General features: G+C 74.6%; 1 protein-coding gene. It reads right to left on the reverse strand.

The annotated features are described in order from the left end of the window. Positions 1–23955, reverse strand: a complete 23955-nt coding sequence (locus AB0P03_RS35350) for a non-ribosomal peptide synthase/polyketide synthase (RefSeq protein ID WP_363632675.1) — start codon at positions 23953–23955, stop codon at positions 1–3. Between the last annotated feature and the right edge of the window lie 5 nt (positions 23956–23960).

A 23960-nucleotide genomic window follows, 5' to 3' on the forward strand; every position in this document is an offset into this window, starting at 1 on the left:
TCAGTCCTCCTGGTGGGAAAGGGTGGTGGTGCCGTCGGTGTCGCCGGTCGTCTCGGTGATCCTGGCGGCCAGGATCGGCCCGATCTGGGCGAGCGAGCCGGCTTGGGTCATCCGGTCGTGCCGGGTGGTGATCTCGTGGGATTCGATCCGGCCGGCGACGTACGGGCGCCAGATTGCGGGCCCCGCGTTGTCCTCGGCCCGGTCGATCGTGGAGTTGAACAGCAGCAGGTCTCCGCCGAACCTGCCGGGGACGAAGTCGACCGCCAGCTTGGCGTTGTTGATCATGATCTCGACGATCACCTCGATCTGTCGCTCGTTCAGGCCGGCCAGCGCGCTGCCCCGCCGGTTCAGGACCTCGGCAACCTCGGCGTAGGTGATCTCCTGGTCGCCCAGCTCGTCCGGGTCGACGTCGAGCACCCCGACGAGCACGTCGCGCACGGTGGGCACCGGCACCTCCGCGAACTGCACGTCCTTCACCGGGTAGGCGTCGAGGATCGCCAGCAGTGCGGTCCGTTCGCCGCGCGACTGCAGCTCGCAGGCGAGCGCGTGGGCGATCAGCCCGCCGGCGGACCAACCGAGGAGCAGGTACGGGCCCTCCGGCTGGATCTTCTGGATCTGGTCGGCGTAGTCGGCCGCCATCTCCTCATAGGACGTCGGCAGGGGTTCGGGCCGGCCGAGGCCGCGTGCCTGGATGGCGTAGACCGGGTGCTGCGGGCCGAGGTGGTTCAGCAGTCCGCTGTACGACCAGCTGATGCCGCCGCCGGGGTGGACGCAGAACAGCGGTGTGCCGGTCCCGGTCGAACGCAGCGGCAGCACCACGTCCAACGCGTCGTCGGGATTGTCCATGACCAGGCGCTCGGTGAGACCGGCCACGGTCGGCGCCTCGAACAGCATGCGCAGGCCCAACTCCAGGCCGAGCGTCTCGCGGACGCGGGAGGCCAGGCGGGCGGCCAGCAGCGAGTGCCCGCCCAGGTCGAAGAAGTTGTCGTCGATGCTCACCTGCTCCCGGCCGAGGACCTCGGCGACGAGACCGCACAGCAGCTGCTCCTGCGGCGTCCGGGGTCCGCGCCCGGCATCCGAGGCCCCGTACTCGGGGGCGGGCAGGGCGGCCCGGTCGAGCTTGCCGTTGGCGGTCAGCGGCAGCGCGTCCAGGGTGACGAACGCCGCCGGCACCATGTAGTCGGGCAGGTCGCGGCGCAGCCGGCCGGACAGCTCGGCCGCCTCGGGCGCGCCCTCGGGGGCGGGCACCAGGTAGGCGACCAGGCGCTTGTCGCCCGGCCGGTCCTCGCGGGCGACCACGGCCGCCTGGACGACGCCCGGGCAGCCCGCCAGGACGGCCTCGATCTCGCCGGGCTCGATCCGCAGGCCGCGCAGCTTGACCTGGTGGTCGGCGCGTCCGGCGAAGTCCAGCGCGCCGTCGGTCCGCCACGACGCGAGGTCGCCGGTGCGGTACATCCGGCTGCCGGACGGCCCGTACGGGTCGGCGGTGAAGCGCTCCGCCGTCAGGCCGGCCCGCCCGAGGTAGCCGCGGGCCACGCCCGTCCCCGCGAGGTACAGCTCGCCGACCATGCCGGTCGGCATCGGGCGCAGCCGGTCGTCGAGCACGTAGGCGCGCGTGTTCGCCATCGGCCGGCCGATCGGCACGGTCGCGGCGTGTTCGGGGAGGTCGCCCACCGGGTGCCAGGTGGCCAGGGTGGTGGCCTCGGTGGGCCCGTAGCCGTTGACCACCGCGATGCCGGGGCAGGCCGCCAGCACCCGGGCGACGGCGGCCGGGGAGACCACGTCGCCGCCGGTCCACACCTCGCGCACCCCGGCGAGCAGGCCCGGGCGCTCCTCGGCGACCAGGCGGAACAGTCCGGCCGTGAGCCACAGTCCGGTCACCCCGTTCGAGGTGATCGTGTGCTGGAGCAGGTCGAGGTCGAGCTGCTCCGGCGGCGCCACCACGACCCGGCCGCCGTTGAGCAGCGGGACCCACAGCTCGTAGGTGGAGAGGTCGAAGGCCGTCGGGGAGTGCATCAGCACCCGCTCGTGTCCACCGCCCCGCCATTCGGGGGTGAGCGCGAGGCCCGCCACGTCACGGTGGGTGACGGCCACGCCCTTCGGTCGGCCGGTCGAGCCGGAGGTGTACATGATGTACGCCAACTGCCCGGGTTCACAGGGGACTTCGACGTCGGACGGATCGGCGGCCTCGGACTGCACCAGTGCGGTGAGCACCTCCCGGGTGAGCACCAGGGCGGCCCCGCTCTCCCGCAGGATCAGGTCGATCCGGGAGGAGGGGAAGCGCGAGTCCAGCGGCACGTAGGCGCCGCCGGCCTTGATGATCGCCAGGATCGCCACGACCAGCTCCGCCGAGCGGTCCAGCATGACCGCGACCGGCGTCTCCGGCCGTACGCCCTGGCGGATCAGCGCCCGCGCCAGGCGGCCGGCCCGCTGGTCGAGCTCCGCGTAGGTCAGCTCGGTGCCGCCGGCCACGACCGCGACCGCCTCCGGGGTGGCCCGCACCTGGCGGGCGAACAGCTCCGGCACCGCGGCCCGGGGCAGCTCGGCCGCGGCGCCGTTGGAGCCGGCGAGCAGTCGGCGGCGTTCCTCGACGGGCATGATGTCGATCCGGCTGATCGGCCGGTCGGGGTCGGCGACGGCCGCGCGCAGCAGACGGGCCAGGCGCTCGAACAGCAGCTCCACGGTGGGCGCGTCGAACAGGTCGGTGGCGTACTCCACGGCACCGACCAGGCCGTCGGGGGCCCCGTCCGGGCGGAACTGCTCGGCCAGGCTGAAGGTCAGGTCGACCCGCGCGGTCCCGGTCTGCGCCTCCAGGTGGCCGGTCTCCAGCCCCGGCAGCGCGAACTCGCCGAGCGGCGCGTTCTGCAGGGCCAGCATGATCTGGAACAGCGGGTGGTGGGCCAGCGACCGCGCGGGGTTGACCACCTCGACCAGGTACTCGAACGGCACGTCCTGGTGGTCGTACGCGGCGAGCGCCTTCTGCCGGACCCGGCCGAGCAGTTCGGCGAAGCCGGGGTCGCCGGTCGTGTCGGTGCGCAGCACCAGGGTGTTGACGAAGAAGCCGACGAGCTCGTCCAGCGCCTCGTCGGTACGGCCGGCGATCGGACTGCCGACCGGGATGTCCGTGCCGGCGCCGAGCCGGGTGAGCAGGGCCGCGAGTCCGGCCTGGAGCACCATGAACATGCTGGCGCCGCGCGCGGCGGCCAGGTCCCGCAGGGCCTGGTGCAGGTCGGCGTCCAGCCGGACCGCGACCCGGTCGCCCCGCTGGGAGGCCACCGGCGGACGCGGCCGGTCGGCGGGCAGCTGCAGCTGTTGCGGGACGCCGGCCAGCTCGTCCTTCCAGTAGGCCAGTTGCCGGGCGAACAGGCTGTCCGGGTCGGCGGCGTCCCCGAGCAGGTCGCGCTGCCAGGCGCTGTAGTCGGCGTACTGCACCGGCAACGGGGACCACTGCGGGGCCTCGCCCCGGCAGCGGGCCGCGTAGGCCGCGGCGAGGTCACCGGAGAGCGGGCCCATCGACCAGCCGTCGGCGGCGATGTGGTGCACCACGACCAGCAGCGCGTGCCGGTCGGGGGCGAGCGCGTACAGCTCCGCCCGGACGGGCGGCTCCGCGGCCAGGTCGAAGCCGCGCCGGGCCGTCTCCGCCAGCCGTTCGGCCAGTGCGCTCTCGTCGATCTCCATCACCGGCAGTGCGGGGCGCGCCTGAGCGGCGCTCAGCACGACCTGGTACGGCACGCCGTCGATCTCGCGGAAGACCGTCCGCAGGCTCTCGTGCCGGGCGACCACGTCCGCGAGCGCGGCGTGCAGGGCCGGGCGGTCCAGTTCGCCGGTCAGGCTGAGCGCGAGCGGCATGTTGTAGGTGGCGCTCGGCCCGTCCATCCGGTGCAGGAACCACAGGCGGCGCTGGGCGAAGGAGAGCGGCACCCGGTCGGGGCGGGCCTGGGCGGTCAGTGCGGGCCGCGCAGCTCCGGAGCCCTCCAGGCCGGCGGCCAGCCCGGCCACGGTCGGGGTCTCGAACAGCGTCCGGACCTCCAGCTCCGCGCCGAGGACCGCCCGGACCCGGGAGGCCAGGCGGGTCGCCAGCAGCGAGTGCCCGCCCAGGTCGAAGAAGCTGTCGTCGACGCCGACCTGGGCCAGGCCGAGCACCTCGGCGAACAGCTCGGCGAGGAGTTGCTCCTGCGGGGTGCGCGGCGCCCGTCCGGCCGCGACCGGGCCGAGGTCCGGTGCGGGCAGCGCGCGGCGGTCGAGCTTGCCGTTGGCCGTCAGCGGCAGCGCCTCCAGCGCCACGAACGCCGAGGGGACCAGGTAGTCGGGCAGCCGGTCCCGCAGCCAGTCGCGGAGTTCGCCCAGGAGGGCGCCGGCGCCCCGGTTGCCGGTCGGGCGGTTGGTCAGCGAGGACAGCGACGATCCCGTGGCCCGGGCCGGCCGGTACGCCTCGACCGGGGAGCCGTGGAGCGCCCGGGGGTCGGTGAAGACGACGTCCACGGCGTCCGCCGCGGTGGCCGACCAGGTGACGGCCGTCGAGCGGCCGAACTCCGACCCGAGGACGTGGAAGTCCTCCGGATCGGGGAGGCCGCCGTCCTCCGGGGCGTGCATCCGTTCCAGCAGCTCGGCGAGCGAGCCGTCCCCGTTCTGCACGGCCCGGGCCAGAGCGGCCTCCCGCGTCACGCGGCGGTTCGGCACCCCCGTGATCCGCAGCACGCCGCCGGACGGCCGGGCGAGCAGCTCGCGCAGTTCGGCCGGCCCGGCGACCTGCCGCCCCCACGCCAGCTCGACGGACCGCTCCGGAGCCGTCGGGGTGACCGGCGGCTTGTGCAGCGTCACGTCGTAGCGGTAGCGGGTCAGCTCGTTGTGGTGGCGGCCGCGCTTGACCTCGACGGCCGTCGTACCGATGTCCGTACCGTGCTCCCGCAGGGCGGTGAAGAAGTCCGGGTCGACCAGGAGCTCCTTCTCCACCCGCAGGGCCTGCTCCACCGTGCGGCGCACCGCCGTGAGGTCCGCACCTTCGCCGACCCGGTGGAGCTGGACGGCGGTGGCCAGCGGACGCAGCAGCCGCAGGTTGCGGACGTCGCCGACGAAGAGCGCGCCGCCGGGGGCGAGCAGCCCCATCAGCTTCCCGATCACGTCGGCCAGGTACTCGGCGGACGGGAAGTACTGCACCACCGAGTTGATCACGATGGTGTCGAACTCCCCGGCCGGGAGCCCGTCGGTGTCGTGCGCCGGGCGGGTCTGCAGCACCACGCGCCCGGCCAGGTCCTCCTGCCCGGCCACCTGGGCGGTGAGCGCCTCGATCGCGGTGGCGGAGAAGTCGGTCGCCCAGTACGTCTCGCAGTGCGGTGCGATCTGCGAGAGCAGCAGACCGGTGCCGACGCCGACCTCCAGCACCCGGCGGGGGCGCAGGGCCAGGATGCGGGCGACGGTCGCGTCCCGCCACTCCCGCATCTGCTCGACGGGGATCGGGCTCGCGTCGTAACTGCTGTTCCAGCCCACGAAGTTCTGGCCGAAGCCGGCGTCCTCGGGAGCGATGGGCAGGGCGTCGTAGATGTCCTGCCACTCGCCCACATGGTCCGCTTCCAGGGCGCTGTCGCGGGCCTCCTCCTGGCGGGGGACGACGTAGCCGATGAGCCGGTCGTCCTGGGCGAGGACCGCGGCCCGGGCGACGGCCGGGTGCTCGGCCAGGGCCGTCTCGACCTCGCCGGGCTCGACCCGGAAGCCGCGCACCTTCACCTGGTCGTCCGCACGGCCGACGTACTCCAGCTGCCCGTCGCCGAGCCAGCGGACCAGGTCGCCGGTGCGGTACATCTGAGCACCGGCTGGGCCGAACGGGCAGGCGACGAACCGTCCGGCCGTCAGGCGCGGCCGGTTCAGGTAACCGCGGGCCAGACCCGCGCCCGCGACGTAGAGCTCGCCGGGAACGCCGGGCGGTACCGGCCGCAGCCGGTCGTCCAGCACGTACACCCGGGCGTTGGCGATCGGCCGACCGATCGGCGGTACGCCCGCCCCCGGGGACAGCGGATCGCTCATGGTCGCGCACACCGTCGTCTCGGTCGGACCGTACGCGTTGATCATCCGCCGGCCCGGCGCCCACCGGGCCACCAGCTCCGGCGGGCAGGCCTCCCCCGCCACGACCAGTGTCGACACCGCCACCGAGCGTTCCGGCACGGCGGCCAGGACGGACGGCGGCACGGTCGCGTGGGTGGCCGCCAGGCCCGGGTCGGTCAGCGCGGCCACCGGGTCCGCCGCCGGGGGCAGTACCAGGGCCGCGCCGCGCAGCAGCGCGGTGTAGATCTCCGACACCGAGGCGTCGAAGCTGGGCGAGGCGAACTGGAGCACCCTGCTGCCGGGTTCGATCGCGAACCGCTCGATCTGGGCGGCGACCAGGCTCGCGACACCGCCGTGGGGGACCACGACACCCTTGGGGCGGCCGGTCGAGCCCGAGGTGTAGATCACGTAGGCCGGGTGCCGGACGTCGAGTGCGACGTCGGGGTCGGTGTCCGGCCAGTCGCCCTCGGCCACCATGGCGGCGTCGTCGACCATCAGCGCCGGGCGGGCGTCCGCCAGCATGAAGTCGATCCGCGCCTGCGGGTACACCGGATCCACCGGCAGGTACGCCGCCCCGGCCTTCAGGACGCCCAGGACCGCGACCACCGCCTCCACCGAGCGCGGCAGGGCCACCGCCACCAGCTGCTCCGGGCCCACCCCCCGGGCGATCAGCGCGTGAGCGAACCGGTTCGCCCGCGCGTTCAACTCCCGGTACGTCAACTCGACGTCGCCGCGGACGAGGGCGACCGCGTTCGGCGTCGCCGCCACCTGCGCCGCGAAGGCCTGCGGCACCGGGACGGCGCCCACCTCGCGGGCGGTCGCGTTGCCCCGTTCCAGCAGCCGGTGCCGCTCGTCGGAGTCGAGGAGGTCGATCCCCCCGATCGACCGGTCCGGGTCGGCGGTGACCGCCTCCAGCAGGAGCGTCCAGCGCCGCACGAGGGCCTCGACCGTCGAGCGGTCGAACAGGTCGGTGGCGTACTCCGCCGCGCCGACGATCCCGTCCGGGCTGCCGTCGGGGCCGAACCGCTCGACGAGGCTCACCCCGAGGTCGAACTTGGCGGTTCCGGTGGCCACCGCGTAGGTGGCCACCTCCAGGCCCGGCAGCGAGAACCGGCCCATCGGGGCGTTCTGCACGGCCAGGATGGTCTGGAACAGGGGGTGGTGGGACAGCGAGCGGGACGGGTTCAGCGCCTCCACCAGGTGCTCGAAGGGCACGTCCTGGTGGGCGTACGCCGACAGCGCCGTCTCCCGCACCCGCCCGAGCAGTTCGGCGAAGCTCGGATCACCGCTGGTGTCGGTGCGCAGCACCAGCGTGTTCACGAAGAACCCGACCAGGTCGTCCAACCCCTCGTCGGTACGGCCCGCGATCGGACTCCCGATCGGGATGTCCGTCCCCGCACCCAGCCGCGTGTACAGCGCCGCCAGCGCCGCCTGCAGCACCATGAACAGACTGGTGCCGGTGTTCCGCGCCAGCTCGGTCAGAGCGGCGTGCAGTTCGGGGCTCAGCTCCAGGCCGACGTGGTCCCCGTGCCAGCCCGCGACGGCCGGCCGCGGCCGGTCGGCGGGCAGCCGGAGCAGCTCCGGCAGGTCGGACAGCTGGCGCTTCCAGTAGCCGAGCTGCTCGGCGAACCGGCTCTGCGGGTCGGCTGCGTCGCCGAGCAGGTCGCGCTGCCAGAGCGTGTAGTCGGCGTACTGCACCGGCAGGTTCGACCGACTCGGCGCGCGGCCCTCGCTCCGGGCGGCGTACGCCTCGGCCAGGTCGCGGGCCAGCGGGCCGGTCGACCAGCCGTCACCGGCGATGTGGTGCATCACCAGCAGCAGCACGTGCTCGTCCGGCGCCACCGCGAACAGCTCCGCCCGCAGCGGCGGCTCCGCCGCCAGGTCGAAGGGCCGCCGGGCGAACTCGGCGAGCCGGTGGTGCAGCTCGGCCTGCGAGACCTCGGTCAACCCGGCCCGGGGCCGGGCCTCGGCCGGGTCCAGGACCCGCTGGCACGGGACGCCGCCCACCTCCGGGAACACCGTCCGCAGGCTCTCGTGCCGGGCCACCACGTCGGCCAGCGCCTCGTCCAGCGCCGCCCGGTCGAGCGTCCCGGTCAGCTGGAGCGCCAGCGGGATGTGGTAGGTCGCGGCCGCACCGTCCATGCGGTGCAGGAACCAGAGCCGACGCTGGGCGAAGGACAGCGGTACGGCCTCCGGCCGCTCCCGCGCGGTCAGCGCCGGGCGGGCGTTGCCGGCCTCCATCAACGACCCGGCCAGACCCGCCACCGTGGGCTCCTGGAACAGCGCGCGCAGCCCCAGCTCCACGCCGAGCACCGAGCGCACCCTGGCGGCCAGCCGGGTGGCGAGCAGCGAGTGCCCGCCGAGGTCGAAGAAGTCGTCGTCGACCCCGACCTGCGGGCGACCCAGCACCTCGGCGAACAGCTCGCACAGGATCTGCTCCTGCGGGGTGCGCGGTGCCCGTCCCACAGCCGTGGTCACGTCCTCGGGCGCGGGCAGCGCGGCCCGGTCCAACTTCCCGTTCGGCGTCAGCGGCAGCGCCTCCAGCAGCACGAACGCCGACGGCACCAGGTAGTCCGGCAGGCGCTCACGCAGGTACGCCGCCAACTCCGCCGGACGGACGGTCGTGTCCGGACGAGCCGTGACGTAGCCGACGAGCCGGTCGTCCTGGGCCAGGACCGCGGACCGCGCGACGGCGGAGTGCCCCGCCAGCTCCGCCTCGATCTCGCCGAGCTCGACCCGGAAGCCGCGCACCTTCACCTGGTCGTCGGCGCGGCCGACGTACTCCAGCTCACCGTCGGCGCGCCGGCGCACCACGTCCCCGGTGCGGTACATCCGCTCGCCGACCGCCCCGAACGGGCAGGCGACGAACCGCCCCGCCGTCAGGCCCGGCCGGTCCAGATAGCCGCGCGCCAGCCCCGGCCCCGCGACGTACAGCTCCCCCGCCACGCCCGGCGGCACCAGGCAGAGCCGCTCGTCCAGCACGTACACCCGGAAGCCCGCGACCGGCCGGCCGATCGGCGGCACGCCCGAGCCCGCCGCCAGCGGGGCGCTCATCGTCGCGCACACCGTCGTCTCCGTCGGACCGTACGCGTTGACCATCCGCCGGCCGGGCGCCCACCGCGCCACCAGCTCCGGCGGGCAGGCCTCGCCCGCCACCACCAGGGTGGTGGCCGTGAGGTCGGCGCCGTCCAGCGCGGCCAGGGCCGAGGGCGGCAGCGTCACATGGGTGACGTCGAGCCGGCGGTCCGTCAGGGCCTCCAGCGGGGCCTCGGCCGGGGCCAGGACGAGGGTGGCGCCGGTCAGCAGGGCGCTGCACAGGTCCCAGAACGACGCGTCGAAGCTGGGCGAGGCGAACTGGAGCACCCGGCTGCCGGGCACCACGCCGAGCCGCTCGACCTGCGCCGCCACCAGGCCCGACACGCCGCTGTGGCTCACCACCACGCCCTTGGGGCGGCCGGTCGAGCCCGAGGTGTAGATCACGTACGCCGGGTGCCGGACGTCGGGCACGACCACCGGATCGGTGTCCGGCCAGTCGCCCTCGGCCACCAGGGCCGGATCGTCGACCACCAGCGCCGGACGGGCGTCCTCCAGCATGAACGCGATCCGCGCCTTCGGGTACGTCGGATCCACCGGCAGGTACGCCGCCCCGGCCTTCAGCACGCCCAGGACGGCCACCACCGACTCCACCGACCGCGGCAGCGCCACCGCCACCAGCTGCTCCGCACCCACACCCCGGGCGATCAGGGCATGCGCGAACCGGTTCGCCCGGGAGTCCAACTGACGATACGTCAGTTCGGTACCGCCGGAGACCAGCGCGACCGCGTCCGGTGCCGCCGCCACCCGCGCCGCGAACAGCGCCGGCAGGCTCGCCGCGGCCTCCCCTTCCTCCACGGCGGGGAGCAGGTCACCGCTCTCCTCGGCGGACAGCAGGTCGATCCCGCCGATCCGCCGGTCCGGAGCCGCGGCGACCGCGGCCAGCAACCTGGTCCAGCGGGCGACCAACGTCTCGACCGTCGCGCGGTCGAACAGGTCGGTGCTGTACTCGACCGCGCCGCTGAGCCCGGCCGGCGCACCGCCGGGCCCGTACTCCTCCGCGAGGCCGAAGGTCAGGTCGAGCCGCGAAGTCCCGGTGGGCACCGCCACTCCGGAGACCCGGAGGCCGGGGAGTTCGAAGTCGCCGCCCGGTGCGTTCTGCACGACCAGCCCGGTCTGGAACAGCGGGTGGTACGACAGCGACCGGGACGGGTTCAGTGCCTCCACCAGGTGCTCGAACGGCACGTCCTGGTGCCCGAACGCCTCCAGCGCCGCCTCCCGCACCCGCCCCACCAGCTCGGCGAACGACGGATCACCGCCGGTGTCCGTGCGCAGCACCAGCGTGTTGACGAAGAACCCGACGAGGTCGTCCAGCGCCTCGTCCGTACGCCCCGCGATCGGGCTCCCGATCGCGATGTCCGTCCCCGCGCCCAACCGCGTGTACAGCGCGGCGAGCGCCGCCTGCAGCACCATGAACAGCGTCGCACCCGATCGCCGCGCCAACTCCACCAGGGCGGCGTGCAGTTCGGCGTCGATCCGGATGTCCAGCAGGTCGCCGCCGTACGACATGGCGGCCGGGCGCGGCCGGTCGGCGGGCAGTTGCAGCTGGTCGGGCAGCCCGGCCAGCGCCTCGGTCCAGTAGCCGATCTGGCGGGCGAACACGCTGCCCGCGTCGTGCTCGTCGCCGAGGATCTCGCGCTGCCACAGGGTGTAGTCGCCGTAGGTCACCGGCAGCGGCGGCCACGCGGGTGTCCCGCCGCGCTGCCGGGTGGCGTAGGCGGTGGCGAGGTCGTGGGCCAGCGGGTCCATCGACCAGCCGTCGCCGGCGATGTGGTGCATCACCAGCAGCAGCACGTGCTCGTCCGGCGCCACCGCGAACAGCTCGGCCCGCAGCGGCACGTCCGAGGTCAGGTCGAAGCCGCGCACCGCCGCCTCGCGCAGCAGGGCCGGCAGCTCCGCCTCGCCGGCCGCGCGCGCCGTCAGCGGGACGACGGCCTCGGCGGCCTCCAGCACCCGCTGGTGCGGGACTCCGCCGGTGTGCGGGAAGACCGTACGCAGGGTCTCGTGCCGGGCCACCACGTCCACCAGCGCGGCGCTCAGGGCGGCCCGGTCGAGGCGGCCGGACAGCCGCAGGGCCAGCGGCAGGTGGTAGGTGGCACTCGGTGCGCCGAACTGCTGGAGGAACCAGAGCCGGCGCTGGGCGAACGACAGCGGCATCGGCTCACGGCGCGGCCGGGGCACCAGGGCCTGCCGCGCGGTGCCCGCGCCGTTCAGCCCGGCCGCGAGCCCGGCGGGCGTCGGCGTCCGGAACAGGCTGCGCAGCTCCAGCTCGACGCCGAGGGTCGCCCGGACCCGCGACATCAGGCGGGTGGCGAGCAGGGAGTGCCCGCCCAGGTCGAAGAAGTCGTCGTCGACCCCGACCCGCGGCACGCCCAGGACCTCGGCGAACAGCTCGCACAGGATCTGCTCCTGCGGGGTGCGCGGCGCGCGCCCGGCTCCGGCCGGGCCGAGGTCGGGGGCGGGCAGCGCCGCGCGGTCCAGCTTCCCGTTCGGCGTCAGCGGCAGTGCGTCCAGGAGCACGAAGGCCGACGGCACCAGGTGCTCCGGCAGCCGCTCGCGCAGGTACGCCGCCAGTGCCGCCGCGGTGGCCGGGTCCTGCGTCGAGGCCACCGCGTACGCGACGATCCGGGTCTCGCCCGGCCGGTCCTCGCGGGCGATCACCGCGACCTGGGCCACGCCCGGGTGCGCGGCCAGCTCCGCCTCGATCTCGCCGGGCTCGACCCGGAAGCCGCGCACCTTCACCTGGTGGTCCACCCGGCCCGCGAACTCCAGCTCGCCGTCGGCCGACCACCTGACCAGGTCACCGGTGCGGTACATCAGCGCGCCCGCCGGGCCGTACGGGTTCGCGACGAACCGCGTGGCGGTGAGCCCGGGCCGGTTCAGGTAGCCGCGGGCCAGCCCCGCCCCGGCCAGGTACAGCTCACCCGTCACGCCGGGGGCGACCGGCCGCAGGGCCGGATCCAGCACGTACGCCCGGCAGTTGTCGATCGGACGGCCGATCGGCACCGGAAGCGGGCAGTCGGCGGGGTCGGCCGGCAGCGGGAAAGCGGTGATCACATGGGTCTCGGCAGGCCCGTAGTGGTTGTGCAGCGTCCGGCCCGGGCGACGGGCCTGGAAGCGGCGCACCGCGCCGCCGAGCCGCATCGCCTCGCCGGCCTGCGCGACCAGCCGCAGACTCGGCAGCTCCAGCCCGGCCTCCTCGGCGGCCTCGGCCAGCGCCTCGACCACCAGGTTGGGTGCGAACAGCTCGGCGACCCGGTGCCGGTCGAGCCAGTGCGCGAACAGCTCGGCGCTGCGGCGCTGCTCCTCGGTCGGCACGACCAGGGTCTTGCCGTACAGCAGCGCGGAGAGCACCTCCTGCACCGAGACGTCGAAGCTGATCGCGGTGAACTGCGCGGTGCGGGTGCCGGGTTCGCCGCCGACGGCCTCGTGGTGCCACGCCAGCAGGTTCAGCAGCCCTGCGGCGGGCATCACCACGGCCTTGGGCCGGCCGGTGGAGCCGGAGGTGTAGATGACGTAGGCCGGGTGCCGGGCGTCCACGGCGACGGCCGGGTCGTGCTCCGGCCGCTCCTCTGCCGGGGTGACGGCCGCGAGGTCGTCCAGGACGACGACCGGCCGGGCGTCCTCCAGCATGTACGCGATGCGGGCGGCCGGGTAGTCCGGGTCGATCGGCAGGTACGCCGCGCCCGTCTTGAGCACGGCGAGGACGGCGACCACCAGCTCGGCGGAGCGCGGCAGCCGCAGGGCGACGACCTGCTCCGGCCCCACCCCGCGCGCGATCAGCGCGTGCGCCAGGCGGTTGGCCCGGCGGTTCAGCTCGCGGTACGTCAGCACGGTGTCCTCGAACACCACCGCCGGGGCCTGCGGGGTCGCCCGGACCTGCGCCTCGAAGAGGGCCGGCAGGCCGTCTGCGGGAACCGGTCGGGCGGTGTCGTTGCGCGCCACCAGCAGCTCGTGCCGCTCCTCGGCGGTGAGGACGTCGATCCGGCTCAGCGGCCGGTCCGGCTCGGCGACCACCGCCGCCAGCAGGCGCAGCCACCGGGCGACCAGCGCCTCCACCGTGGTGTGCTCGAACAGGTCGGTGCTGTACTCGACCCGCCCGACGATGCCCTCGGCCGGCCCGCCGGTGCCGCCGCGCTCCAGCAGGTGGAAGCCGAGGTCGAACATCGCCGTGGGCGTGCGGACCAGGAGGATCTCGGCGCCCAGACCGCTCAGCTCGAACTCCGTGCGGGGCACGTTCTGCAGCGCGAGCAGCACCTGGAACAGCGGCTGACGGGCGAGCGACCGGGACGGGTTGAGGGCCTCGACGACGTGCTCGAACGGCAGGTCCTGGTGGGCGTACGCGCCGAGCGCGTCCTCCCGGACCCGGCCCAGCAGCTCGGCGAACGACGGGTCGCCCGAGGTGTCGGTCCGCAGCACCAGGGTGTTGACGAAGAAGCCGACGAGGTCGTCCAGCGCCTGGTCCGTCCGGCCGGCGATCAGGCTGCCGACCGGGATGTCGTCGCCCGCGCCGAGCTTGTCCAGCACCGCCGCCAGCGCGGCCTGCAGCACCATGTAGACGCTGGCCCCGTGCTCCCGGCCCAGGCGCACCAGTGCGCCGTGCAGTTCCGCGTCCAGGTCGATCGCGAGGTGGCCGCCGGCATATGAGGGTGCGGAGGGGCGGTGGCGGTCGACGGGAAGCCGGATCTGCTCGGGCAGGTCCGCCAGCGTCCGTGTCCAGTAGGCCGTCTGGCGGGCGAACAGGCTGTCCTGGTCGGCCGCGTCGCCAAGCAGCTGGTGGTGCCACAGGGTGTAGTCGGCGTACTGGACGGGCAGCGGCGCCCACTGCGGTTCCTCGCCCCGGCAGCGCGCCGCGTACGCGGTGGCCAGGTCGGTCGACAACGGGCCCAGCGACCAGCCGTCACCGGCGATGTGGTGGACCACCACCAGCAGCACGTGCTCGTCCGGTGCCGTCTCGAACAGCTCGGCACGCAGGGGTGGTTCGGTGGCGAGGTCGAATCCGCGCGCCGCGGCCGCCACCAGCAGCTCCGGCAGGTCCGTCCCGCCGGTCCTGGTGACCGGCAGCTGCGGCCGGACCGTCCGCGCGTCCAGCACGTCCTGGTACGGCACCCCGTCGACCTGCGGGTAGACCGTGCGCAGGCTCTCGTGCCGGTTGACGACGTCAGCCAGCGCCTCCTCCAGGGCCGCCCGGTCCAGTGGGCCGGAGAGCCGCCACGCCAGCGGCATGTTGTAGACCGAACCGGCGCCCTCCAACTGGTCCAGGAACCACAGCCGGCGCTGCGCGAAGGACAGCGGGACCCGGTCGGGCCGGTCAGCGCGGCGCAGCGCGAGCCGCGCCTGGCCGGCTCGGCCGAGTCCGGCGGCCAGCCCGGCCACCGTCGGCGTCTCGAACAGGCTGCGCAGTTCCAGTTCCACGCCCAGGGTGGCACGCGCCCGGGCCACCAGCCGAGTCGCCAGCAGCGAGTGTCCGCCGAGCTCGAAGAAGTCGTCGTCGACCCCGACCTCGGCCACGCCCAGCACCTCGGCGAACACCTCTGCGAGGACGTGTTCCTCCAGTGTGCGCGGGGCCCTGCCGGTCCTCGGCGCGGTGTGGACGGGTGCGGGCAGCGCGCGCCGGTCCAGCTTGCCGGTGGCGGTCAGCGGCAGGCTCCCCAGGGGCACGAAGGCAGCCGGGACCATGTAGTCCGGCAGTCGCTCGCGCAGGTGGGCCCGCAGCTCGTCCGGCCGGAGTTCCGCCCCGGCGACGGCCACCGGGTAGGCGACCAGCCGCACGTCCCCTGCGCGGTCCTCCCGGACGGTCACCGCGACCTGGGCGACCTGCGGATGTTCCGCCAATGCCGCCTCGATCTCGCCGAGTTCGATCCGGAAGCCGCGCACCTTGACCTGGTCGTCGGTCCGGCCGAGGAACTCCAGGTTCCGGTCGGCGCCCCAGCGCACCAGGTCGCCGGTGCGGTACATCTGCGCACCGCGCGGACCGAACGGGTCCGCCACGAACCGTGCCGCGGTGAGCGCCGGCCGGTTCAGGTAGCCGCGGGCCAGGCCCGCGCCGGCGAGGTACAGCTCACCCGCCACGCCCGCGGGCACGGGCTGCAGCGTGCTGTCGAGGACGTACAGCCGGATACCCCCGAGCGGCCGGCCGATCACCGGGCGCGGACTCGATTCCAGCGGTGCGACGACGGCGTCCACCGTGCATTCGGACGGCCCGTAGTAGTTCAGGCAGGACACGCGGTCGACGGCCCGCAGCCGCTCCCACAGCTGGTCCGGAACGGCCTCCCCGCCCATCGAGACCACCGCGGGACGGCGCCCCGGGTCGTCCAGGAGCCCCCGTCCGACGAGCACTTGCAGATAGGACGGGGTGGCGTTGACGTAGTCCAGGCCGGCGCGCTTGACGTAGTCGACGAAGGCGTCCGGGTCGGACCAGGTCGCCTCGTCCAGGACGTGCAGCTCGTGGCCCGCGTACAGGCTGGACAGCTGGTCGCAAGAGGCGTCGAAGGACACCGAGGTGGTCAGCCCGATCCGCAGCCGCTCCTTCGTCCCCCGGGGGAACAGCAGCGGACGCTGGCTGACGAACAGGTTGAGCAGGCCGCCGTGGGTCGACACCACGCCCTTGGGCCGGCCGGTGGAGCCGGAGGTGTAGATCACGTAGGCCGGGTGCCTCGGTTCGACGGCCACCAGGGGGTCCGTCGCGGGGCAGCCGGCCACCAGCGCGGCTGTCGCCGGGTCGTCGAGCACCAGCCACCCGGCCGGGCGGGCCTCCGGCAGCCGGTCCCGGGTCCGGGCATCCGTCACCACCAGGACCGGGCCGGCGTCGTCCATCATGTGCCCGATCCGCGTGGCCGGGTACTCGGGATCGACCGGGACGTAGGCCGCCCCGGTCTTGAGCACCGCGAGGATCGCCACCACCAGCTCGGCCGACCTCGGCAGGGCCACCGCCACCAGCCTCTCCGGCCCCGCGCCCCGCACGATCAGGGCGTGCGCCAACCGGTTCGCCCGCTCGTCCAACTGCTCGTACGTCAGCGAGACGTCACCGCACACCAAGGCCACCAGGTCCGGCGTCGCCCGCACCTGTGCCCGGAACAGCTCCGGCACGCTCGCGGCCGGAAGCTCCACCTCCGGTCCGGTGCCCAGTGCCGTCAGCTCATCGCGCTCCTCCGCGGAGAGAAGGCCGTACCGGCTCAGCCGCCGCTGCGGGTCGGCGACCGCGGCGCGGAGAAGTCGCTCCAGGCGCCCGAACATCGTCTCGACGGTGGCCGGGTCGTAGAGGTCGTCGGCGTACTCGACGATCCCGTCGATTCCCTCCGGGGAACCGTCCCGCGCCTGCCGCTCGGACATGGTGAAGATCAGGTCGAGTTTGGCGGTGGTCGTCGCCAGGGGCATGTCGTCGACGTGCAGCCCGGGCGGGGCGAAGTCGGCCCGGGGCGCGTTCTGCAGCGCCAGCATCACCTGGAACAGCGGGTGGTGCGCCAGCGACCGCGCCGGGTTGAGGGCTTCGACCAGGTGCTCGAACGGCAGGTCCTGGTGGGCGTACCCGGCCAGCGAGGTGTCCCGGACCCGCGCAAGCAGCTCGGCGAAGGTCGGATCGCCCGAGGTGTCGGTGCGGAAGACCAGGGTGTTGACGAAGTAGCCGACCAGCTCGTCCAGTGCCTGGTCGGTCCGGCCGGCGACCGGGCTGCCGACCGGGATGTCGTCGCCCGCGCCGAGCTTGCTCAGCAGTGTCGCCAGTCCGGCCTGGAGGACCATGAACAGACTGGTGCCGTGTTCCCGGGCGAGCTCGCGCAGACCGCGGTGCAGCTCCGCGTCCAGTCCGACGTGCACGAAGCCGCCCCGGTGCGAGGCGACCGCCGGGCGGGGCCGGTCGGCGGGCAGCTGGATCCGCTCCGGGAGATCGGCCAACTGCCGTGTCCAGTAGGCCGCCTGGCGGGCGAGCAGGCTGTCCGGCTCGGCGGATCCACCGAGCAGCTCGTGCTGCCAGAGGGTGTAGTCGGCGTACTGGACCTGCAGTTCCTCCCACTGCGGTTCCTCGCCGCGGCAGCGCGCGGCGTAGGCGGCGGTCAGGTCCTGCGTGAGCGGGCCCAGCGACCAGCCGTCACCCGCGATGTGGTGGAGCACCAGCTGGAGCACGTGCTCGTCCGGCGCCAGCTCGAACAGGTCGACCCGCAGCGGCGCATCGCCCGCCAGGTCGAACGGCCGGTCCTTCGCCGCCGCCATCAGGGCGGGCAGCTCGGCCTCGGTGGTCCGGCTCACGAGCAGCCGCGGGCGGGCCGCCGCGACGTCCAGCACCTGCTGGTACGGGACGCCGTCGACGGCCGGGAAGACGGTCCGCAGGCTCTCGTGCCGCCCGGCCACGTCCGCCAGGGCGGCCTCCAGGGCCCGCCGGTCCAGGGCCCCGGACAGCCGCCAGGCCAGGGAGATGTGGTAGTTGGCGCCGGCGCCCTCCAGCTGGTGCAGGAACCACAGCCGCCGCTGCGCGAACGACAGCGGGATCAGCTCGGGGCGCTCGCGCCGTACCAGGGCGGCCTGAGCCGGTCCGGCCGCCGCCAGGGCGGCGGCCAGGCCGGCCGGGGTCGGCGCCTCGAACAGGGTCCGCAGCGGCATCTCCACGCCGAGCGTGGCACGGATCCGGGCGGCCAGGCGGGTCGCCAGCAGCGAGTGCCCGCCCAGGTCGAAGAAGCCGTCCTCGACGCCGACCGAGGTCGCGCCGAGGACCTCGGCGAACAGCTCGCACAGGACCTGCTCCTGCGGGGTACGCGGCGCGCGGCCGGTGCCCGCGGTGGCGAGGTCGGGAGCGGGCAGGGCCCGGCGGTCCAGCTTGCCGTTGGCGGTCAGCGGCAGCGCGTCCAGCACCACGAAGGCCGACGGCAGCATGTGCTCGGGCAGCCGCCCGGCCAGGTGCGCGCGCAGGTCGGCCGCGCGCGGTGCGGTGCCGGTGGCGGGCACCAGGTAGGCGACCAGCCGGGTGTCATCGGCGCGGTCCTGCCGGGCCAGCACGGCGACCTGGGCGACGCCGGGGTGCGCGGCGAGGGCCGCCTCGATCTCGCCGAGCTCGATCCGGAAGCCGCGCACCTTCACCTGCTGGTCGGCCCGGCCGACGTAGCGCAGGCTGCCGTCCGCCGCCCGGCGCACCACGTCGCCGCTGCGGTACATCCGGGAGCCGGCCGGCCCGAACGGGTCGGCCACGAACCGCCCGGACGTCAGACCCGGCCGGTTCAGGTAGCCGCGCGCCAGGCCCGCGCCCGCGACGTACAGCTCGCCGGGCACGCCCGGGGCGACCGGGCACAGGCCGCCGTCGAGCACGTACGCCCGCAGGTCCGGGATCGCCGTGCCGATCTGGCCGGCCGGGGTACCGGACCGGTCGAGTGCCGCGTGGGTGACGTGCACCGTGGTCTCGGTGATGCCGTACATGTTGACCAGCCGCGGCGCGTCGTCCGGGTGCCGCTCGTACCAGCTCGCGAGGCGGGCGGGCTCCAGCGCCTCGCCGCCGAACACCACCGTGCGCAGGGCGAGTTCACGGCCGGTCCCGGGCGCCTCGGCGTCCGCCTGGATCAGCTGGTGGAAGGCGGACGGCGTCTGGTTGAGCACGGTCACCCGCTCGCGGGCGAGCAGTTCCAGGAAGCGGCCGGGCGAGCGGCTGGTCTCGTGGTCCACGACCACCAGCCGGCCGCCGTGCAACAGCGCGCCCCACAGCTCCCACACCGAGAAGTCGAAGGCGTAGGAGTGGAAGAGCGTCCAGACGTCCTCGGCGGAGAAGCCGAACAGTTCCCGGGTGGTGTCGAACAGCCGCACCACGTTCCGGTGCGGGACCACGACGCCCTTGGGGTCGCCGGTGGAGCCGGAGGTGTGGATGACGTAGGCGGGGTGGGCGGGGTCGACCGCGACCTCCGGGTCGGTGTCCGGCTGTCCGTCCAGGTCGGCGGTGTCCAGCAGCAGCCGGTCCACGCCGTCCGCTCCGGGCAGGTCGCCGGTCCGGCCGGTCGTCACGAGCAGCGCGGGCCGGGCGTCCTGGAGCAGGTAGGAGATCCGGGCCGCGGGGTACTCCGGGTCCACCGGCACGTACGCGGCGCCGGCCTTGAGCACCGCGAGGATCGCGACCACCAGCTCGGCCGAGCGCGGCAGCGCCACCGCCACCAGCCGCTCCGGCCCCACGCCCCGGCCGATCAGGGCGTGCGCGAGCCGGTTGGCCCGGGCGTTCAACTCGCCGTAGGTCAGGGCGACTTCGCCGTCCTTGAGGGCGACGGCGGCCGGGTTCGCCCGGACCTGCCGCTCGAACAGCGCGGTGATGCTGCTCTCCGGCGCCTGCGCGCCGAGGCCTCCGCCGTCCGGGAGCAGCGCGCTCAGCTCGTCGGCGGACAGCACGTCCACCCGGCCGATCCGCCGGCCGGGGTCGGCGGCCACGGCCCGCAGCAGTCGCAGCCACCGCTCGACGATCCCGGCGGCGGTGGCCCCGTCGAACAGGTCGGTGCTGTACTCCAGGACGCCCGAGAGGCCGTCGGGCTGTTCGGCCAGGACGAAGGTCAGGTCGCACTTGGCCGTCCCGGTCTGGACCAGATCGGTCGCCACCCGCAGCCCCGGCAGCTCGAACGCGCCGAGCGGAGCGTTCTGCAGGGCGAGCATGGTCTGGAACAGCGGGTGGTGCGCCAGCGTCCGGGACGGGTTCAGTGCCTCCACCAGCTGCTCGAACGGCACGTCCTGGTGCGCGTACGCGGCGAGCGCGTCGGCGCGCACCCGGCCGAGCAGTTCGGTGAAGGACGGGTCGCCCGACAGGTCGGTGCGCAGCACCAGGGTGTTGACGAAGAAGCCGACCAGGTCGTCCAGCGCCTCGTCGGTGCGTCCGGCGATCGGCGTTCCGATCGGGACATCGGTACCGGCGCCGAGCTTGCCCAGCAGCGCGGCCAGCCCGGCCTGGAGCACCATGAACAGGCTGGCCCCGCCGTCCCGGGCGAGCGCGCGCAGGCCCTGGTGCAGCTCGGCGTCGATCCGCACCGGCAGCTGGGCGCCCCGGTAGGACATCGCCGTCGGCCGGGGCCGGTCGAACGGCAGCTCCACCTGCTCGGGCAGGTCCGCCAGCTGCTCGCGCCAGTAGGCGAGTTGGCCGTTCAACAGGCTGTCCGGGTCCGAGCCGTCGCCGAGCAGGTCCCGCTGCCACAGGGCGTAGTCGGCGTACTGGACGGTCAGCGGCGCCCAGTCCGGTTTCGCGCCCTCGGCGCGGGCCGCGTAGGCGGTCGTCAGGTCCTGCGAGAGCGGCCCCGTCGACCAGCCGTCACCGGCGATGTGGTGCACCACCAGGAGGAGCACGTGCTCCTCCCGTCCCAGCCGGAACAGTTCGGCGTGCAGCGGCGGCTCCGCGGCGAGGTCGAATGCGCGCCGGGCCGCCTCGGCCAGCCGGTCCGGCAGGTCACGCTCGCCGACCTCGGTCATCCGCAGCCGCGGCCGGGCCGCGTCGGGGTCCAGCACCCGCTGGTACGGCACGCCGTCGACCGCCGGAAACACCGTGCGCAGGCTCTCGTGCCGCTCGACCAGGTCCGCGAGGGCGTCCGCCAGGGCCCGCTGGTCCAGCTCTCCGGACAGCCGCAGCGTCAGCGGGATGTTGTACGTGGCGCTCGGGCCCTCCATGCGGTGCAGGAACCAGAGCCGGCGCTGCGCGAAGGACAGCGGGACCGTCCCCGGCCGCTCCCGCCGTCCCAGGGCCGGCCGTGCCCGGCCGGCGGCGCCCACCGCCGCCGCCAGCTCCGCCACCGTCGGCGCGTCGAACAGGTCGCCCAGCCGCAGTTCCACGCCGAGGGTCGTCCGCGCCCGGGCGACCAGCCGGGTGGCCAGCAGCGAGTGCCCGCCGAGGTCGAAGAAGCTGTCGTCCAAGCCGGGCTCGGACACCCCGAGGACCTCGGCGAACAGCCCGACGAGCAGGTGCTCGGTCGCGGTGCGCGGGGCGCGGCCCGGCGTGGCGGGCTGTGACTCGGGCGCGGGGAGGGCCCGCCGGTCGAGCTTGCCGTTCGGCGTCAGCGGCAGTGCGTCCAGGACCACGAACGCCGACGGCACCATGTACTCCGGCAGCCGCTCGCGCAGCCGGGCCCGCAGGTCGTCCGGCTGGACGACCTGCCCCGCCGCGGGAACGGCGTAGGCGACCAGCCGGGGTTCCTCCTCGTTGCGCACCGTCACGGCGGCCCGGGCGACCTGGGGGTGTTCGGCGAGCGCGGCCTCGATCTCGCCGAGCTCGACCCGGAAGCCGCGAATCTTGACCTGGTCGTCGGTCCGGCCGAGGAACTCCAGGTTCCCGTCCGGGTTCCAGCACACCAGGTCCCCGGTGCGGTACATCCGCGATCCGGACGGCCCGAAGGGGTCCGCCACGAAGCGCCCGGCCGTCAGCACCGGCCGGTTCAGGTAGCCCCGGGCCAGTCCGGCACCCGCGATGTACAGCTCACCCGGCACGCCGGTCGGCAGCGGCCGCAGGGCGCCGTCGAGCACGTGCAGCCGGGCGTTGGTGACGGGTCGGCCGATGACCGGGCGCGGGCTCGAACCCACCGGCGCGACCACCGAGTTGACCGTGCACTCGGACGGCCCGTAGAGGTTGAGTCCGCGAACCCCTCCGGCCTCCCGCAGGTCCGCCCAGAGCTGCTCGGGGACGGCCTCGCCGCCCGCCGCGACCAGCGTCGGCCGCCACTGCGGATCGCTCAACAGCCCGTGCGTGACCAGGACCCGGAGGTAGGACGGGGTGGCCTCGATGTAGTCGAGCCCGCAGCGCGCGGCGTAGCCGACGAAGGCGTCCGGGTCGGTCCAGGTCGCGTGGTCCAGGACGTGCAGCTCGTGGCCCCCGAACAGGGCGAGCAGCTGGTTCAGGGAGGCGTCGAAGGACACCGACGTGGTCAGCGCGACCCGCAGCCGCTGCCGTCCGTCGAGCACCGGCCGGAACATGGCCTGCCGGTGGTCGGTGAGCAGGTTCAGCAGGCCGCCGTACGTCGGCAGCACGCCCTTGGGCCGCCCGGTGGAGCCGGAGGTGTAGATGACGTACGCCGGGTGTGCCGGATCGACGGCCACCCTCGGGTCCGTATCCGGCAGCGCGTCCAGGTCGGCGGTGTCAAGCACCAGCCGGTCGACGGAGCCCGCCTCGGGCAGCCGCTCGCCGCTGCGGGCGTCGGTCACCAGCAGCGTCGGCCGCGCGTCGTCGAGCAGGTACCCGATCCGGGCGGCCGGGTACTCCGGGTCGACCGGGACGTACGCCGCGCCGGTCTTCAGTACCGCGAGGATGGCCACCACCAGCTCGGCCGAGCGCGGCAGGGCCACCGCCACCAGCCGCTCCGGTCCGGCGCCGCGGGCGATCAGGGCGTGCGCCAGCCGGTTCGCGCGCGCGTCCAGCTCCGCGTACGTCAGCGAGACGTCCCCGCAGACCAGCGCGACGAGGTCCGGGGTCGCCCGCACGTGCTCCCGGAACAGCTCCGGCAGGCTCGCGGCCGGGACCGCCGCCGCCGGCCCGCTGCCGACGGCCGCCAGCTCGCCGTGTTCCTCGGCCGTGAGCAGCTCGATCCGGCCCACCAGGCCGTCCGGGTCGCAGTCCGCGAGGGTGTCGAGCAGCAGGAGCAGCCGCTGCCGGTGCGCGGCGAGGTCGTCGTCGCCGTACGCCTGCGGTGCTCCGTGGAGCCTGAGGAGCGGGGGGTTGCCGTCCCGGTAGTCGAACACCCAGACCGCCAGGTCGGTGGTCGAGCCCGACACGAAGTGGTGCACGGAGGCGGGGTGCCCGGCGAAGCTCGGCCTGGAGTTGAAGGCCATGATATTGACGATCAGCGGGAACGCCGTCCCGATGCCGCCGGGCGCGCCGAGGTCGCGCAGCAGGTCCTCACTGCGGTAGCGCTCGTGCGCGACGGCCGCCTCGACCTCCCGTGCCGTCTGGGCGACGAGCTCGCGCCACGACATGTCCGGCCGCACCGTCATCCGCAGCGGCACCACGTTGGACATCGTGCCGGGCACGGCCATCAGGTCGCGGTCGGCGCCCCGGCGGGCGGTGACGGGCAGGGCGAGCACCACGTCCTGGGCGCCGGTCAGCCGGTGAGCGTAGAGCGCCGTCGCCGCGATCAGCAGCCGGGACCACCGGACGCCGACCCGGCCGGCCGCCGCCCGCAGGGCGTCCGGGCGCCGCAGTTCCCGTTCCTCGGCCAGCCGGAGGGCGAGGTTGGGGTCGGTCGGGGAGGCGCCGGTGAGCCGGGTGGGGGCGGGCCGGTCCGCGAAGCGCTCCGTCCAGTAGGCGCGGTCGGCGGCGAAGTCGGTGGACGAGCGGTAGGCGGCGTCGCTGTCGACCAGGTCCCGCAGGGAACCGAACGGGCACGGCGGCTCGGCGCCGCCCCCGGCCAGCGCCGAGTACACCTCGCCGACCCGCTGCCGGACCAGCGAGCTGCTCAGCGCGTCCAGCACCACGTGGTGGTAGTTCAGGTACCAGAGGTACTCGGTCGGTGACAGCCGGATCAGCGCGTGCCCGAACAGCGGGTCGCGGGAGAGGTCCAGCGGGCGCAGCAGGTCACGTTCCATCCACTCCCGGGCCGCCGCACGGGGGTCGGGCTCCCCGCTGAGGTCGAGGTGCGCCGGCGCCCAGTCCCAACTCTCCCGGAGGACCTGGCGCGGGCCCTCGCCGTCGTCGAGGAAGCTCACGTGCAGGGCGTCGACCTCGTCGACCACCCGGCGCACCGCGGTCTCGAACAGCTCCCGGTCCACCGGCCCGTGGATCTCCAGGCACTCACCGACGCGGTAGCCCGGGATCGGGTTCCGGGACCGCTGTTCGGCGAGCCAGATCTCGCGCTGGGCCGCTGTCAGGGGAAGGGTGTCGCCATCGCGACGGGACATGGGGG

The organism is Kitasatospora sp. NPDC088779, from assembly GCF_040685395.1.
In the GTDB taxonomy this organism is placed as follows: Bacteria; Actinomycetota; Actinomycetes; order Streptomycetales; family Streptomycetaceae; genus Kitasatospora.